This window comes from Bradyrhizobium sp. USDA 4538 (assembly GCF_024171045.1).
Classification (GTDB): Bacteria; Pseudomonadota; Alphaproteobacteria; order Rhizobiales; family Xanthobacteraceae; genus Bradyrhizobium; species Bradyrhizobium australafricanum.
The window spans coordinates 3,011,938-3,028,653 of sequence record NZ_JALJZE010000001.1 but is presented as its reverse complement, the minus strand read 5'-3'; the positions used below and the strand labels follow the sequence as shown (position 1 = coordinate 3,028,653).

Sequence of the window (16,716 nt, the reverse complement as noted above, 5' to 3'; positions counted from 1 at the left end):
ATGTTCGTCAATCGGCGCGACGTGCAGATCCAGTGGGGCGATTGCGACCCCGCCAACATCGTCTATTACCCGCGCTATTTTGCGATGTTCGACGACTCGACCTCGATCATGTTCGAGGCCGCCGGTTGCTCGAAGCAGGACCTCGTCCACAAATACGGCCTGGTCGGCATTCCCATGGTCGACACGCGGGCGAAATTTCACATCCCGTCGACCCATGGCGACTGGATTACCATCGAGAGCCGGATCGAGAGCATCAAGCGCTCGAGCTTCGAGGTGGTGCACCGCGTGTTCAAGGACGAGGCGTTGGCGATCGAGGCGTTCGAGACCAGGGTGCTGGTCGGCCGCCACCCGGACGATCCCGCCAAGCTGAAATCGGCGCCGTTTCCGCAGGAGATTATTGACCGCTTCATGAAGGGCTGACTCGCACCCCCTCATGACTCGACTTTCGGAGCATGATCCTCTCGGAAAACCGGTTTCCACTTTTCCGGATCATGCTCTAAAGAAGGGGCTGAATTGGCCCGCAAAACCGGTTTAAACCCAAAAAACTTAACTGCAGGGAGGAATGAATGAGGAAGGCCACTCTCGCCGCCGCGGTGCTCGCGGCAGCCATCGCGCTGCCGGGCGCGCCCGCACTGGCGCAGACCAATGAAATCACCATCGGCATCTCGATCTCGACCACGGGGCCCGCCGCGGCGCTCGGCATTCCCGAGCGCAACGCGCTCGATTTCGTGCCGAAGGAGATCGGCGGCGTACCGCTGAAGCTGATCGTGCTCGACGACGGTGGCGATCCGACGGCCGCGACCACCAACGCGCGGCGCTTCGTCACCGAGTCCAAGGCCGACATCATCATGGGCTCCTGCACCACGCCGCCGTCGATCGCGGTGTCGACGGTCGCCAACGAGGCCGGCATCCCGCATTTCGGCCTCGCGCCGTTCCCGATCAACGAGGCGCGCATGAAGTGGTCGGTCGACCTGCCGCAGTCGATTCCGATCATGGGCAAGGTGCTCTACGAGCACATGAAGGCGCACAACATCAAGACCGTCGGCTATATCGGCTATTCGGATTCCTACGGCGACCTCTGGGTCAACGACTTCAAGGCGCAGGCCGTGCCGATGGGCTTGACCATGACCGACGAGGAGCGCTTCGCGCGTCCGGATACCTCGGTCGCCGGCCAGGTGCTGAAGCTCGTCGCCGCCAATCCCGACGCCATCCTGGTCGGTGCTTCCGGCACCGCTGCGGCGCTGCCGCAGACCGCGCTGCGCGAGCGCGGCTACAAGGGTCTGATCTACCAGACCCACGGCGCCGCCAGCATGGACTTCATCCGCATCGCCGGTGCGGCCGCGGAAGGCGTCATCATGTCGGCCGGCCCGATCATGTCGCCGGAAACCCAGCCCGACAGCGCGCTGACCAAGAAGCCCGGCCTCGCGCTGAACACGGCCTATGAAGCCAAGTACGGCGCCAACAGCCGCAGCCAGTTCGCCGGCCACTCGTACGATGCCTTCGAGGTGATGAAGCGCATCATCCCGGTGGCGCTGAAGACCGCCAAGCCCGGCACGCCGGAATTCCGCGAGGCGATTCGCAAGGCCTTCATCTCCGAGAAGGAGATCGTCGCGACCCAGGGCGTCTACAACTGGACCGAAAAGGATCGCTACGGCCTCGACGACCGTTCGCGCATCCTGCTGACGGTCAAGGACGGCAAATACGTCCCGGCGATGTGAGCTGGACGCAATCTCTGAAACGAAGAAGCCGGTCCTGATAAAGGGCCGGCTTTTTCTTACCCTCCCCTGGAGGGGGAGGGTCGCTTCGCATCGCAAGTAGCGATGTGAAGCGGGGTGGGGTGGTGGTCTATCGCCGCCGGTAGTGCTTCAGCGGCACAGCTTCCGCTTCGCGAGCGCCATAGAGCTCGACATAGATCCGTTCGAGCACGGCATTCAAATCCTCACTGACCTCCGAATTCCAGAACCTGACGACGCGATATCCTTCCCGCTCCAGCCACTCTTGTCGCGCACGATCGCGCTTCGCCACTTTATCGTCGTTGTGGTGTCCACCGTCCAACTCGACGATGAGTCGCTTGGCCGGGCAGAAGAAATCGACGACGTAAGGGCCAATCGGTGCCTGCCTTCGAAAATGCGTTCCGTCCGTTGGCAGCTCTCTCAGCGCGCGCCACAGGATTCGTTCATGCGGCGTCGTGTTGGCGCGCAGCTCTTCGCGGCGGCTCTGCGGATTGATGTTGAGACCATTTGTGTGGCTTGACCCCACCCCGATCGCACCCGCGATGCTGCGCATCGCGCGCGCAATCGACCCTCCCCCTCCAGGGGAGGGTGAAGTGGAGCGCAATCCTTGCGCGAATGCAAGCGCGGTCAGAAATCATTTCCCGGAAGGCGCACCTGCCTTCATCCTTCCCTGGAGGGGGAGGATCGCCGCGCATGTAATGCGCGGCGAGGTGGGGTGACGGTCTCTCCGCGATGGAGTTGCGCGTCCTAAATCGCACTCTCGCCTTCGTGCTGGAAGCCGAGATAGCTCGCGGCGACGCCCTTGTTGGCGGCGATCTCCGTCGCGGGGCCTGACAGCACGAACTCGCCGAGCTCCATGACATAGGCGCGGTCGGCGATCTGCAATGCGGCCTGGGCGTTCTGCTCGACGAGGAGCACCGAGACGCCGGCGGCGCGGAGCTCGCCGACGATGCGGAAGATGTCGGCGACGATGATCGGGGCGAGGCCGAGGCTCGGCTCGTCCAGCATCAAGAGCTTCGGCGCGCCCATCAGCGCGCGGCCCATCGCCAGCATCTGCTGCTCGCCGCCGGACAGCGTTCCGGCAAGCTGCTTGCGCCGCTCCTTGAGCCGCGGAAACAGCGTGTAGACCCGCTCCAGCGAGGCGGCCGCGACGGCCTTCGCGATCCGGAACGCGCCGAGCTCGAGATTGTCCTCGACATTCATGGTGCCGAACAATTCGCGATGCTCGGGCACCAGGCTGAGGCCGGTGGCGACGCGGTCCTCGATATCGAGCGGCGCCATGTCGACGCCGGCGAAGCTGGTGCGCCCCTTCAGCGGCAGCACGCCCATGATGGCGTTGAGCAGCGTGGTCTTGCCGGCACCGTTGGCACCGATGATGGTGACGATCTCGTTCTGGGCGACGTCGAGCGATACGCCGCGCACCGCCTCGACCTTGCCGTAGGAGATGTGGACGTCAGTCACCGATAGCAGCGCACTCATGCGGCGGCTCCGAGATAGGCCTTGATCACGTCGGGGTTGCGCTTGATCGCGGCCGGCGTGCCCTCGGCAATCTTGGTACCGAAATCCAGCACCACGATGCGGTCGGCGAGATCCATCACGAACCCCATGTCGTGCTCGACCAGCAGCACCGACATGCCGCCGTCGCGCAATTGCCGGAGCAGCGCGGCGAGCCGCTGCTTCTCCATGTGGCGCAGGCCGGCGGCCGGCTCATCAAGCAGCAGCAGCATCGGATCGACGCACAGCGCGCGGGCGATCTCGACGATGCGCTGCTGTCCGAGCGACAGCGAGCCCGCCAGCTGGTCGATCTGGTCCGACAGGCCGACGCGCGCGATCTGCCGCGCGGCTTCCGCCAGCAGCTTCGCCTCGTCGGCGCGGTCGAGCCGCAGCATGCTGGAGATCGCGCCGGAATTGCCGCGCAGATGCGCACCGATCGCGACGTTCTCGAGCACGGTCATGTCGGGCACCAGCTTGACGTGCTGGAAGGTTCTGGAAACGCCGAGCTTGACCACCTCCTGGGGCGGCGCGTTCTCGACTTCCTTGCCGAGCACGGAGATCTTGCCGCTGGTTGCGGTCAGGACGCCGGTGATCAAATTGAAGGTCGTGCTCTTGCCGGCGCCGTTCGGACCGATCAGCGCGACGATCTCGCGGGCGTTGACGTCGAACGAGACGTCGTTGACCGCGAGCACGCCGCCGAACTGCTTGCGCGCCTTGTCGATGTGCAGAAGAACCGGAGACGTCCCAGGCGCCCGTTCACGGTGCTCCAGCTTCACCGATGTGTCCAGGGTCTTGCGGGCGGGCTTGAACGGCAGCCGCGACATCAGCCAGGGCCAGACGCCCTGAGGCGCGAGCTGCAGCAGCAGCACCAGCATGATGCCGAACACGATGGTCTCGAGCTGGCTCTGGCCGCCGAAGATGTAGGGCAGGTAGCTCTGCAGCACCTCCTTGAGGATCACGACGATGCCGGCGCCGAGCACGCCGCCCCAGACGTAGCCCGCGCCGCCGACCACGGCGATGAACAGATACTCGATGCCGGCCTGCGCGCCGAACGGCGTCGGGTTGGCGGCGCGCTGGAAATGCGCATACAGCCAACCGGACAGGCCGGCCAGCACCGCGGCATAGATGAACACCAACAGCTTGGCGCGGGGCGTCTGCACGCCGAACGCTTCCGCCGCAACATGGCCGCGCCGCAAGGCGCGGATCGCGCGCCCGGTGCGGGAGTCCAAGAGGTTCATGGTGAGCAGCGCGGACAGCAGCACCGCGACCCAGATCGCGTAGTAGATCGCATCCGGGCTCAGCATCTTGAACGAGCCGATCGACAGCGGCGGAATGCCCGAGATGCCGTCGTTGCGGCCGAGGAATTCGAGCTTGCTGAACAGATAGAACAGCCCGATGCCCCAGGCGATGGTGCCGAGCGGCAGATAATGGCCGGATAGCCGCACCGTGACGATGCCGAGCAGCACGGCGGCGATGCCGCTGACCAACAGCGAAGCCGGCAGCGTCAGCCAGGGCGAGACGCCGTAGGCGGTGGTCAGCACCGCCGTGGTGTAGGCGCCGAACCCGCAGAACGCGGCCTGGCCGAACGAGGTCAGGCCGCCGACGCCGGTGAGCAGCACGAGACCCATCGCGACCAGCGCGGCGAGGCCGATATTGTCGAGCAGCACGATCCAGAACGGCGGGATGCCCGGGACAAGCGGAATCACCGCCATCACGAGCGCGAAGATGATGAGGGGAAGGCGCTGCGTCATCGCGCTCAATCCTTCTCTTCTTCGACCTCGGGCGCCGCGAGCGAGCGCAACACGAGCACGGGGAGGATCAGCGTGAACACGATGACTTCCTTGAAATTGCTGGCGTAGAACGACGAGAAGGCCTCGACGATGCCGACCACGATGGCGGCGACCGCGGTCAGGGGATAGCTGACCAGGCCGCCGATGATGGCGGCGATGAAGCCCTTCAGGCCGATCAGGAAACCGGTGTCGTAATAGAGCGTGGTGATCGGCACGATCAGGATGCCGGAGATCGCGCCGATGACGGAGGCGAGCAGGAACGCGATCTGGCCGGACAGCGTGGTGCGAATGCCGACCAGGCGGGCGCCGAGGCGGTTGACCGCGGTGGCGCGCAGCGCCTTGCCGGTCTTGGTGTGGCCGAAGAACAGCCACAGGGCGACGATGAAGCCGATCGTCAGGCCGTAGACCGCAAGGCTCTGCCCGGTGAAGCGCAGCGGGCCGGCGGTTACTGCGGCATTCGACAGCGCAGGCGCGCGCAGGCCTTCGGCGCCGAAGAACACCAGGCCGAGGCCCTGTAGCGCCAGATGGCAGCCGACCGAGGCGATCAGCAGCACCAGCACGGAGGTGTGCGCGATCGGCTGGAACGCGATGCGGTAGAGGAACAGCCCGATCGCCGCCACGATCAGGAGCGCGAGCGCGATGTTGACGGCGATCGGCGTGCCGGGACCGACCAGCGCATAGATCAGACCGAGCAGCGCGACGGGAAAGGCGATGTTGAGCGCGACCGAGCGGATCACCAGCCGCGCATGCAGCGCGTTGCGGGCGAAGAACAGGTCGAGGGCGAAGGCGACGAGGCCCATCGCGACCGCAAGCCGTGCGGTGCCGGGCACCTGGCCGGTCGCCAGCATGGCGTAGCTCAGCGCGCCGTAGGTGACGAATTCGCCCTGCGGGATCAGGATCACCCGCGTGACCGCGAACACCAGCACCAGGGCCAGCCCCAGCAGTGCGTAGATCGCGCCATTGGTGATGCCGTCCTGCAGCAGGAACAGCATGATCGTTGTGTTCAAGGCCGAGCGCTCCCCCTCAAGCGTCGGACCGCCTCAACCGGTCGTGCCGGTCAGGTCGGCCGATATCGGCTGTTGAAAGCTGCCGACATTTGATATAGTCCATAACAATTATTAGATATAATCTCAAGGTCCCCGAGTGTCGTGCGGGATTCTTGTAGCGGGATTGCGAGCCTGGAGCGATGACTGTTTCCAAGACCGCCACCGATGCCCTTCGTTCGTCGCGGGCCCTGCGCAGGGAACCGGCCGATTCTGCCGGGGACGACAGCATGCTGCAACTGGGCGAACTGTCCGGATTGCTCGGCTATTCGTTGAAGCGCGCGCAGCTCAGGGTATTCGAGGACTTCCTGCGCTGCGTCGCGCCGCTGCAGCTGACGCCGGCGCAGTTCTCGGTGCTGCTTCTGCTCGACAAGAATCCGGGCCGCAACCAGACAGAGATCGCCAACACGCTCGGCATCCTCAGGCCGAATTTTGTCGCGATGCTCGACGCGCTGGAGAGCCGCGACCTTTGCGCGCGGATGCGCTCCACCAACGACCGCCGTTCCCACATCCTCGTCCTGACCGACAAGGGCCGCGCCGTGCTGGCGCGCGCCAAGAAGCTGGTCGCCAACAAGCACGAGGCGCGGCTGATCGAGGTGCTCGGTCCGGCCAACCACGCCGCGCTGCTGGAGATGCTGGCGAAGCTCGCGCAGGAGTTTTGAGGGGGCGTGACGGCCCGTCCGCTCGCAATGACGCGTTGGGTTGACACATATCCGGCATGCGGGCGCCGCCAGGCGGCGAACAATCGCGGTCTAAAGCTTGTAGCCGATGTTCCGCAGCAGATCCTTCCGCCACGCAATGTCGGCGTCGGTTTCGACACCCAGCGGCGAGGCGCCATCCACCACGCCGAGCACGCCGCGCCCGAGCTCCGTCTGCGCGACGATCACCTGTGTTGGATTGGCCGTCGAGCAATAGATGCGGCAGACCTCCGGCACTGCGCGCACCGCCGGCAGCACGTTGACGGGAAAGAACCCGTCGCCGAGGAAAATCAGGAAGGTGTGACCGGCGCCGATCGCCAATGCGTTGTCGCGTGCCAGGGCGAGCGAGGCGTCGTCGTTACCGGAGCAGCGCACCAACCGCTTGCCGGAGGCCTCGCAGAAAGCCAACCCGAAGCGGATGCGCGGAACCGTGCCCACCAGCGCTTCGTGAAGGTCTTCCACGGTCTTGATGAAATGCGACTGGCCGAAGATGAAGTTGGTCTCATCCGGCTTGACGATGGGCACCACGGTGAGTTCCATGGCTTCGCTCCTGCACGCGAACTCCCCAATCCATGGTAGGCCGTCGGAGGGCGTTTGCAAGCGGCCACAGGCGCTCAAATGTGCCGGCTGTTGCTTCGGCTCACGCCGATCAGCGTCCGTACTCACGACGGCTCTCAAGGGGGGACCGGAAATCGCCGGGAGGTTGCGCGCCGAAGGGCGGCAATTGTGGTATCCTCCGTCAAGCGCGATGGCCCGTATGTTGCCCGGCCCCTCGCAAATGGCCGCGAAGCGTACCGAGCGTTGCTAACGGATCTGAAGGGAGCGCTTCCGGGGGCTCGAGGAGGATCAACGCCGTGAAGCGGGACTTCGACCTCATCGTCTATGGCGCGACGGGTTACACCGGGGGTCTCATCGCCGAATATCTGGCGACATCCTATCGCGGCGACGATGCTCCGTCCTGGGCAATTGCGGGACGCTCGACCGACAAACTCCAGAAAGTGCGTGCCGACATCGGCGCACCGGACGATTTGCCGTTAGTGAAGGCGGATGCCGCCGAGCCGGCCAGCCTGCGTTCGATGTGCGAGCGCGCGACCGTGGTCGTCACCACGGTCGGGCCCTATCAGCTTCACGGTCCCGAGCTAGTGGCGGCATGCGCGGCCACCGGCACGGCCTATGTTGATCTTTGCGGCGAACCGGGCTGGATGCGGGCTATGATCGACGCCCATCACGAAGAGGCAAAACGGACCGGCGCGCGCATCGTCTTCTCCTGTGGCTTCGATTCCATCCCGTTCGATCTCGGTGTGCTCACGTTGCAGGAGAAGGCGCGCGAGAAATTCGGACGCCCGGCGCGGCGGGTGAAGGCCCGTCTGCGCAAGGTGAGGGGTGGCATGTCTGGCGGCACCGCGGCGAGCGCTCAGGCGACGCTGGCCGCCGCGGCGCGCGACCCGGCCCTGATCCGGCTGCTGACCGATCCCTTCGCGTTGACGCCGGGCTTCACTGGGCCGTCTCAGCCGTCGGGCCTCGTCCCCGAATATGACACAAGCATGCACGCGTGGCTCGTGCCGTTCCCGATGGCGCCGATCAACACCAAGAACGTGCACCGCACGAACTTCCTGTTGGGCCATCCCTACGGCAGGGACTTCGTTTATGACGAGATGATGGTGGCGCCGGGACTTGGGGACATCGCGAGCGTGACGACGGAGACGTTCGCCACGGTGGTGTCCTTGTTCGGGACCGGCGGTCTCAAACGCGGCGCAGGCCCGACCCGGGAAGCGCGCGAGAGGGGCTTCTACGACATCTTCTTTCTGGGCGAGGTGCCGGATGGCGGACGGGTGGAAGCCGTTGTCACCGGCGACCGCGATCCGGGCTATGGCTCGACAAGCAAGATGATCACCGAAAGCGCTCTCTGCGTCGTGCGTGACGTGCAGGGTGAGGGCGGCATCTGGACGCCGGGCGCGCTGATGGGGCCGGCCTTGCGCAAGCGTCTAAAGGAGCGCGCCGGCCTCACTTTCAGTGCGCGTTGAGGTCACGCACGCAGTCGGCAGGTATAGCAGCCCGTTCGGCTAAAAAAGCGACTAGAGCATTTTCGGTTCTGATTGAATCAGAACCGAATCTCTAGATTCTTGTTTTGACGCGTTTTCTTCACGCGAACCGGTGCCCACTTCGCTCGAAAACGCTCTAGAGGGCGATCATACGATCTTCCGCTACGATACTTGAGCTTGGCTCCGACTCTTCTGCTTGCAAGGAAGGCAACCCTAATCCAGGGCCAAGCAATTGACGGCAGCGAAGCAGCGCCGCAAATCCGGACAGTGCGTCGAGACTGGTCCGAAGCAGCATCGGTAACTCGCTCGGCTGTTTCATTGTCGCACGGACCAGCGCGGCGAGATCGATCGTCCCGTTTGCACGCACTGCGGACAGGGCGGCGGCAGGAAGCTGCCGACCGGCCGGATCCATGATCACGCGGACGGCAGTCATAGGGAGGCCGCGCGCTGCAGCGACACTCGCCGCCACATGGGATTCGTTATCGACCGCCAGCGCGCCTGTACTCATATGCAGCGAGCGCTTCGCTTCTGGATGCATGGCGACCGTGGTCACACCAGCAATAGGGCCATAAATCGAACCGGGGATGAGTCGAAGCAAGGCTTGCGACCAGTCCCGATCAGTGAAGAGCTGAATCGTTTCCGAAACGATCGTCGATGCTACGACGCATGCGCCTGCCGGGAGGTCGGGCGAAAGGCCGCCCGCGACGCCAAAGCTGATAAGACCGTAGCAATCCTCAGCAATTGCCGACGCGAGAGACTCCGCGAGCGTGCTGCCATCGCCACTGCAGATCGCCTGCGTATGCAGGTCTGCAGCGATCCGCGCCTCAAACGCAAGTCCCGTGACTCCAATCACCGCTGCCATGAGTCCGCTCCCCGGATGCCGCGCTGGACGGCGAGTGTCCGCGCGTGCGGGTCGTATCAGGAGTGTTCTGCTCCAACGCCAAATCGCAAATGACTAACGAGTTAGTTTCTGACGGATATGTTAGCTGCTTTGTTTTGGCGCCGTGATAAATGCTGCCTAGGGCCGGGATCCGTGGCGAGCGTGAGATCGTGCCGGAAGCTGCAACAGCGCACTTGACGAGCCAAATCGGCGACCTCACGAGACGCGTGCCGATGCAATGTCCGCCGCGTCTCCAAGTCATCGTGCGGAACGATTTGGAGCGTTGTCCGCGCTGGCAGTTCGCCTTCGCGAGCGAGCGCAAGGATCATCGATACTATGAGTTGGTCGAGGATACCCTTCATCCCGAGTTCGATTACCGGTATTTCCTCATCAAAGATGCGGTTGATCAGGTTTGTGCTGTACAGCCATTCTTCCTAATGGACCTGGATTTGCTGGCCGGTGCGAGCCCGCGGTTTGGCGTACTCATCGACGCCATTCGCCGGATGTGGCCAGGTTTGATGCGCGCCCGTGCGCTCATGGTCGGGTGCGTCGCAGGGGAAGGTCATCTTGACGGGGACGAGGCCTGCCATCGAGGCTGCGCGGAACTGCTGGCCTCTACGATTGCAATACATGCTCGCAGGCTCGGGGCGCGGCTGATCGTGCTCAAGGAGTTTCCGGCGCGATACCGACCTATCCTCGACTGTTTGGTCGCTCACGGCTTCACCCGCATCCCCAGCCTGCCCATGACCAGGCTTTGCATCGATTACGCCAATTTCGATGACTATATGAATCATACGCTCAACAGCGCAACCCGCAAGAAACTCCGCAAGAAGTTTGAGGCGACAGCGCGGGCCTCTCCATCCGTCGAGATGAACGTCGTCAACGACGCGACGCCGGTGATCGCGCAGATCTATCCATTGTATTTCCAAGTCTATCAGCGTTCGAAACTGCACTTCGAGAAGCTGACGGAACAATACTTCTGCGACTTGGGGCGGCGGATGGGGGACAAGGTCCGCTTCTTCCTCTGGCGTCAGAACGAGCGGATCGTCGCGTTTGCCGCATGCATGGTACATGGTGACGCGATCTATGCGGAGTACATAGGTCTCGACTACGATGTCGCCTTAGACCTGCACCTCTATCATTATGTGTTTCGCGACATGGTGAGCTGGGCAATCGCCAACGGGTACAAATGGTTTCGCAGCAGCGGGCTGAACTATGATCCAAAGCTGCACCTGAGGCACTTGCTTGATCCGATCGACTTATACGTTCGGCACACCTCCGCGCCGATCAACTCAGTGTTGAAGCGCATTTTGCCGGTGCTCGAGCCGACGCGATATGACGAGACGCTTGCGAAGTTTCGTAACTATCAGGAGCTTTGGGCGCAGCCCGAGACTGGCCTTGGGTCCGTCGAGGATACGGCCTAATCCACCAAAATCACCCGCACGTCATTGACGTTGGTCAGCGTCGGGCCGGTCAGGAGCAAATCCCCGGTCTGGGCGAAGAACCCCGTCGCATCGTTGTTCTCGAGATAGGCCTTCGGATCGAGGCCGATCGATTTCATCTTCGCGAATGTCGCCTGGTCGATCACGGCGCCGGCCGGGTCGGTCGCGCTGCCAGCGCCGCCGTCGGCGCCGTCGGTATCGGCGGCCAGTGCCGAGACGTCGGGTGTATCCTTCAGTAGGCCGGCCAGCGCCAGCGCGTATTCCTGGTTGGGGCCGCCGCGGCCATTGCCGCGCACCGTCACCGTCAGCTCGCCGCCGGAGATGATCGCAACGCGCTTGCCTTCGCTGCGCGCCTTCAGCGCCAGCCGCGCATGCTCGGCCGCGATCTCGCGGGCCTCGCCTTCGAGATCGGCGCCGAGCGCGATGGTCTCGTAGCCGGCGTCCCGCGCGACCTTCACCGCGGCGTCGATCGAGGCCTTCGGCTTTGCCAGCAGTTCGAATGTCGCCCGCGCGAAGGCGGCATCGCCGGGCTTGCAGCTTTCGTTCGCGGGATCGTCGAGCGCGCGGCGGACCGCGTCGTCGATGGAGAGATTGTATTTGGCGACCAGTGCGCGGGCGTCCGCCAGCGTGGTCGGATCCGGCACCGTCGGCCCGGAGGCGATCGCGGAGGGATCGTCATGCGGCACGTCCGATATCGCCAGCGTGACGATCTCGGCCGCGTGCTGGCCGGCGCGCGCCAGCCGTCCGCCCTTGATGCGCGAGAGATGCTTGCGCACGGTGTTCATCTCGCCGATCGGCGCGCCGGAGCGCAGCAGTGCGCGGTTGACCTGCTGCTTCTGGGTAAAGCTCACGCCGTCGACCGGCGCGATCCAGTTCGCTGAACCGCCGCCGGTCAAAAGCACCAGCAGGAGATCGTCCGGGGTCGCTGTCGCGGCGAGCTGCAGCGTGTCGTCCGCCGCCTTGAGCCCGGCCTCGTCGGGCACCGGGTGGCCGGCCTCGACCACCTTGATGCGGCGGGTCGGCACGCCATGGCCGTGGCGGGTGGTGGCGATGCCGACCAGCCGCGACGGATCGAGCTCGAGCGCGTCGAGATAATGCCGCTCGGCCGCCGCGGCCATCGCCGCGGCGCCCTTGCCTGCGCAGAGACAGATCACCCGACCCTTCGGCACCGGCCGCAGCCGCGACGCCAGTACGACATCGGGATGCGCAGCCGCCACAGCGGCATCGAAGATCGAACGCAGGAAAGAACGACGGTCGGTCATGGTTGTGCCTTATGTAACGCGGTCAGTTTCCGCCGACTTCGCCGCTGATGACGTCGCCGAACAATTGCCAGCGCTCGCCCTTGAACTGCATCAGCTGCAGCTGTTCGATCGGCTGGAAGTCGGCAGGACCGGTCGACAGCGTCACGCCGGGCAGCAGGCCGCCTTGCGCGAATTGCTTCAGGCTCGCCGCCTGCTTCATCACATTGGCGCGGGTGAGGTCGTCACCGCAGCGGCGCAGCACCTCGACCATCGTGGTCGCCATGTTGTAGCCGGTCATCGCCGAGGCATCGACGCGGTTGGTGTCGGACATGTATTTGGCGAGCAGGTCGTCGAACGCCTTCATGCCGGCATCATCCTTCCATTGCGGATCGCTGGCGTCCTTGGCGTAGGCGGCCGAGATCACGCCCTGCGCATTGTCGAGGCCGGACGGACGCATCACGGTCGCGGTGGAAGCCGAGACGTTGGAGACGATGGTCACCGGCTTCCAATTCATCTCGCCGAGCTTCTTGATCGCCTGGGCGCCGAATTTCGGCGTGGTGAAGAAGACGATGACGTCGGGATTGGAGGATTTCAGCCGCACCACATGGGAATCAATCGTCGGCTCGGCGACTTCATAGCTTTCCTTGGCGACGACGCGCGCGGGGTCGCTGGCGAAGCCGTCTTCCAGGCCCTTGAGGTAGTCCTTGCCCATGTCGTCGTTCTGGTAGAGCACCGCGACCTTGGTGGCGGGCTTCTCCTTGAGCAGATATTTCGCGTAGATCCGCGACTCGCTCTGATAGCTGGGCAGCCAGCCCATGGTCCATGGGAAGGCCTTCGGATCGTTCCACTTGGTCGCGCCGGTGGCGACGAACAGCTGCGGTACCTTCTTGGCGTTGAGATATTTCTGGATCGCGGTGTTGGAGGCGGTGCCGAGCGTGCCGAACAGGAACAGCACCTCGTCGCTCTCGACCAGCTTGCGGGCCTGCTCGACGGCCTTCGGCGGCGAGTAGGCGTCGTCATAGGAGACGAAAGTGATCTTGCGTCCGTTGATGCCGCCGTCGTCGTTGACCTTCTTGAACACCGCGGCCATCGCCTTGCCGACCACGCCGTAGGCCGACGCCGGGCCGCTATAGGGCACGATGTTGCCGATCTTGATCTCGGTGTCGCTCGCACCGGTGTCGTATTTCTTCTGCGCCCATGCAGCATTGCCGGTCGCGGCGGCGACGGCGAGGCCGAGCAGGGCGGTTGCGACACGGTGTCGGATCGGCATCGGCATTTCCCGAAATCTCCTTGTTGTTGCCGCCGCGCAAGGGCGTCGGTTTCTTGTCGGGTGTCTTGCCGGTTTACCTAGCGTATTGCCGGGCAAAGTGTAAGCGGGCATTGCCCGGGCCGGCGTGCGAGCAGGCCATGGCTTTAAATTCCGGTTTCCGACGCGTTTTCTTCGCGCGAATCGGTACCCGCTTCGCCCGGAAATGCGCCAACAAAAAGCCCCCTGCGAGGGTATCGCAGGGGGCCTTTCCCGGTCGAGGGGCGGCGGGAAATCAGCCGCCGACGTCGGCGCTGATGACCTCGCCGAACAGTTCCCATTTCTCGCCCTTGAACTTCATCAGCTGCAGCTGGCTGATCGGCGCGAAATCGTTCGCCGCGGTGTTGATCTTGACGCCAGGCAGCAGCACCTCGGTGCGGAAGTCCTTCAGGCTTGCGGCCTGCTTCATGATGTTCTCGCGGGTGAGGTTGTCGCCGCACTGCTTCAGCACCTGGACCAGCGTCTGCGCCACGCCGAAGCCGACCACGGTGCCGCCGTCGAGCTTGTCGCCTTCGGGGAAGTCCTTGGCCATGAAGGCGTAGAACTCCTTCATGCCCGGGTCATTGTCCCATTGCTTGTCGGAAGCGTCCTTCAGGTAGGCGGCGGAGATGATATCCTGTGCGTTCTCGAAGCCGGCCGGTTTGATCACGCTGCCGACCGAGGCCGACACGTTGTTGAGGAAGTGGGTCGGCTTCCAGCCGATCTCGGCGACCTTCTTGATCGCCTGGGCCGCGAATTTCGGCGTCGCGATGTCGATGAAGACGTCGGCGTTGCTCGCCTTCAGCTTGACGATGTTGCTGTCGATGGTCGGCTGGGACGTCTCGAAGCTTTCTTCCGCGACGATCATGCTGGCGGCCTTCTGGCCAAGCCCGTCCTTCAGGCCCTTCAGATAGTCCTTGCCGTAATCGTCATTCTGGTAGAGCACCGCGATCTTGGCGTTCGGCATGTTCTTCAGGATGTATTTTGCGTAGATCTGGGTCTCGCTCTGGTAGTTGGGCTGCCAGCCCATCGTCCAGGGAAAGTCCTTCGGGTCGTTCCACTTGGTGGCGCCGGTGGCGACGAACAGCTGCGGCACCTTCTTGGAGTTCATGTATTTCTGGATCGCCGAGTTCGACGGCGTGCCGAGCGAGTTGAAGATCAGCAGCACCTCGTCGCTCTCGACCAGCTTGCGGGCCTGTTCCACGGCCTTCGGCGGCGAGTAGGCGTCATCGTAGGAGATGAAGTTGATCTTGCGGCCATTGATGCCGCCGGCGTCGTTGACCTTCTTGAAATAGGCGGCCTCGGTGCGGCCGATGACGCCATAGGCGGACGCCGGGCCGCTGTAGGGCATGATGTTGCCGATCTTGATCTCGGTATCGCTGGCGCCGGTGTCGTATTTCTTCTGGGCAAGCGCAGCGCTGCCGGATGTCGCGACGAGCGCGAGCGCGGCCCCGAGGACCGCAAGTTTTTTGGTAGCGGACATCTATGTCTCTCTCCCTGTTTGTCATGTGTCTCGGCCCTCTTGCTTGGAGAGCTCTTTGTTTGGCTGCAGTGATTATCATTTTAGGCGGTTCGTCTCAATGAGAAGCCCCTGCGGCAAACGCCGCAGGGGCGGTATCTTTGGTCGACCTTCCCGGCCTAACCGCCGACGTCGGCGCTCAAGACTTCGCCAAAGCGCTCCCAGGTCTCGCCCTTGAAGCGGATCAATTGCAGTTGCGAAAGCGGCGCGAAATCGGTCGCCGAGGTGTTGACCTTGACGCCGGGCAGCAGGCCGCCGGGCTCGTAATCGCGAATGCTGGCCGCCTGCTTCATGATGTTCTCGCGGGTCAGATTGTCGCCGCAGGCCTTGAGCACGTGGACCAGGCCCTGCGAGACGATATAGGCGTACATCACCGAGGCATCGGCCCGGTTCGCTTCCGGATAGTACTTATCGAGGAATTCGTTCCAGGCGATCATCGCCTTGTCGGTCTTCCACTGCGCGTCGGTCGGATCCTTGAAATATTGCGACGAGACGATGTCCTGGGCGTTCTCGAAGCCCGCGGGCTTGATCACGCTGCCGATCGATCCGGAGACGTTGTTGAGGAAGTGTAGCGGCTTCCAGCCGAGCTCGGCATTCTTCTTGATCGCCTGCGCGGCGAACTTCGGCGTCGTGATGTTGAAGAATACGTCGGCGCCGGAGGCCTTGAGCCTGACGATGTGGGAGTCGATGGTCGGCTCCGTCACCTCATAGCTGTCCTCGGCGACGATCATCGACGCGGCCTTGGCGCCGAGCCCGTCCTTGAATCCCTTCAGATAGTCCTTGCCGTAGTCGTCGTTCTGGTAGAGCACCGCGATTTTGGCATCCGGCTTGTTCTTCAGGATGTACTTCGCATAGATGATGGACTCGCTCTGGTAGTTGGGCTGCCAGCCCATCGTCCAGGGGAAATTCTGCGGGTCGTTCCACTTGGTGGCGCCGGTGGCGACGAACAGCTGCGGCACCTTCTTCTGGTTCATGTATTTCTGGATTGCCGAATTCGGCGGCGTGCCGAGCGAATTGAAGATCAGCAGTACCTCGTCGCTCTCGACCAGCTTGCGCGCCTGCTCGACCGTCTTCGGCGGAGTGTAGGCGTCGTCGTAGCTGATGAAGGTGATCTTGCGGCCGTTGATGCCGCCCTCGGCGTTGATCTTGCGGAAATAGGCCTCCTCGGTCTTGCCGATCACGCCATAGGCTGAGGCCGCTCCGCTATAGGGCATGATGTTGCCGATCTTGATCTCGGTGTCGGAGGCGCCGGTGTCGTATTTCTTCTGGGCAAGCGCAGCGCTGCCGGATGCGGCGACGAACGCAAGCGCAGCAGCAAATGCCGTCAATTGTCGTATTGCAGACATGCCGTTTCTCTCCCTGATTGCCGATGATGTGTCGCGGCCCCCTGTTTCGAGGGCTCATTATTGGTCGTAAAAACTATCATCTTACCTGGGGTGTCTCAATGAAAAGCCCCTGCGGCATTGCCGCAGGGGCTGCGTCTTTAGTCGACCACCCTCAAGGCGGGCCGCTGCTCAAAAATCCGCCAACGCGTTCGCGTGTGCGTGGA

Annotated in this window: 15 protein-coding genes; 5 read left to right on the top strand and 10 right to left on the bottom strand. The window is 63.6% G+C overall.

All coding sequences use genetic code 11. From position 1 onward, the window contains the following. Positions 1-420: a thioesterase family protein gene (locus tag J2R78_RS13550; RefSeq protein ID WP_253604891.1), complete on the top strand. Its 420-nt coding sequence runs from the start codon at positions 1-3 to the stop codon at positions 418-420. Between the two features lie 146 nt (positions 421-566). Then, positions 567-1,718, top strand: coding sequence for an ABC transporter substrate-binding protein (locus J2R78_RS13545; RefSeq protein WP_168857602.1), 1,152 nt, complete (start codon positions 567-569; stop codon positions 1,716-1,718). Positions 1,719-1,845: 127 nt separating this feature from the next. On the opposite strand, the gene J2R78_RS13540 is transcribed toward J2R78_RS13545, so the two are convergent. The 4 genes from J2R78_RS13540 to J2R78_RS13525 form a co-directional block, all read right to left on the bottom strand. Further along, complete coding sequence (locus J2R78_RS13540; RefSeq protein WP_253604889.1) at positions 1,846-2,286, bottom strand: endonuclease domain-containing protein; 441 nt, start codon at positions 2,284-2,286, stop codon at positions 1,846-1,848. A 194-nt stretch (positions 2,287-2,480) separates the two neighbouring features. Beyond that, on the bottom strand, positions 2,481-3,212 hold the full coding sequence (locus J2R78_RS13535) for an ABC transporter ATP-binding protein (RefSeq protein WP_057016004.1): 732 nt from the start codon (positions 3,210-3,212) through the stop codon (positions 2,481-2,483). Continuing rightward, positions 3,209-4,978 (bottom strand): ATP-binding cassette domain-containing protein, encoded by a 1,770-nt coding sequence (locus J2R78_RS13530; protein ID WP_253604887.1) that lies wholly within the window; start codon positions 4,976-4,978, stop codon positions 3,209-3,211. Before J2R78_RS13530 ends, J2R78_RS13535 begins: the two co-directional genes overlap by 4 nt. Positions 4,979-4,983: 5 nt before the next feature. Further along, positions 4,984-6,024: a branched-chain amino acid ABC transporter permease gene (locus tag J2R78_RS13525; protein WP_253604886.1), complete on the bottom strand. Its 1,041-nt coding sequence runs from the start codon at positions 6,022-6,024 to the stop codon at positions 4,984-4,986. A gap of 179 nt (positions 6,025-6,203) precedes the next feature. Between J2R78_RS13525 and J2R78_RS13520 the strand changes: the two genes are divergently transcribed. Further along, complete coding sequence (locus J2R78_RS13520) at positions 6,204-6,722, top strand: MarR family winged helix-turn-helix transcriptional regulator (protein WP_028336531.1); 519 nt, start codon at positions 6,204-6,206, stop codon at positions 6,720-6,722. 90 nt (positions 6,723-6,812) lie between these two features. On the opposite strand, the gene J2R78_RS13515 is transcribed toward J2R78_RS13520, so the two are convergent. After that, entirely contained in the window at positions 6,813-7,298 is a 486-nt protein-coding gene (locus tag J2R78_RS13515; RefSeq protein WP_076832491.1) for an adenosine-specific kinase, read from the bottom strand. Between the two features lie 314 nt (positions 7,299-7,612). Between J2R78_RS13515 and J2R78_RS13510 the strand changes: the two genes are divergently transcribed. Then, entirely contained in the window at positions 7,613-8,782 is a 1,170-nt protein-coding gene (locus tag J2R78_RS13510) for a trans-acting enoyl reductase family protein (protein ID WP_253604885.1), read from the top strand. A gap of 154 nt (positions 8,783-8,936) precedes the next feature. Here the strand turns inward: J2R78_RS13510 and J2R78_RS13505 are convergent, their stop codons facing one another. Then, on the bottom strand, positions 8,937-9,662 hold the full coding sequence (locus J2R78_RS13505) for an adenosylhopane nucleosidase (protein WP_253604884.1): 726 nt from the start codon (positions 9,660-9,662) through the stop codon (positions 8,937-8,939). A 212-nt stretch (positions 9,663-9,874) separates the two neighbouring features. Here J2R78_RS13505 and J2R78_RS13500 point away from each other — a divergent pair, with 212 nt between their 5' ends. Beyond that, positions 9,875-11,104 carry a GNAT family N-acetyltransferase gene (locus J2R78_RS13500; protein ID WP_375167118.1) on the top strand — a complete coding sequence of 410 codons (1,230 nt, stop codon included), beginning with the start codon at positions 9,875-9,877 and terminating at the stop codon, positions 11,102-11,104. Here the strand turns inward: J2R78_RS13500 and J2R78_RS13495 are convergent. The 4 genes from J2R78_RS13495 to J2R78_RS13480 all read right to left on the bottom strand — a co-directional run bounded on the left by J2R78_RS13495 (position 11,101) and on the right by J2R78_RS13480 (position 16,513). Next, on the bottom strand, positions 11,101-12,384 hold the full coding sequence (locus tag J2R78_RS13495) for a glycerate kinase (RefSeq protein ID WP_253604882.1): 1,284 nt from the start codon (positions 12,382-12,384) through the stop codon (positions 11,101-11,103). The genes J2R78_RS13500 and J2R78_RS13495 overlap by 4 nt on opposite strands. Positions 12,385-12,406: 22 nt before the next feature. Then, positions 12,407-13,639, bottom strand: a complete 1,233-nt coding sequence (locus J2R78_RS13490) for an ABC transporter substrate-binding protein (RefSeq protein WP_253604880.1) — start codon at positions 13,637-13,639, stop codon at positions 12,407-12,409. A gap of 265 nt (positions 13,640-13,904) precedes the next feature. Beyond that, a complete protein-coding gene (locus tag J2R78_RS13485) occupies positions 13,905-15,131 on the bottom strand; it encodes an ABC transporter substrate-binding protein (RefSeq protein ID WP_057016010.1) in 1,227 nt (408 codons plus the stop codon). Positions 15,132-15,286: 155 nt separating this feature from the next. After that, the gene (locus tag J2R78_RS13480; protein ID WP_253604879.1) at positions 15,287-16,513 is read right to left on the bottom strand and encodes an ABC transporter substrate-binding protein; all 1,227 of its coding nucleotides are present in this window, start codon (positions 16,511-16,513) and stop codon (positions 15,287-15,289) included. Between the last annotated feature and the right edge of the window lie 203 nt (positions 16,514-16,716).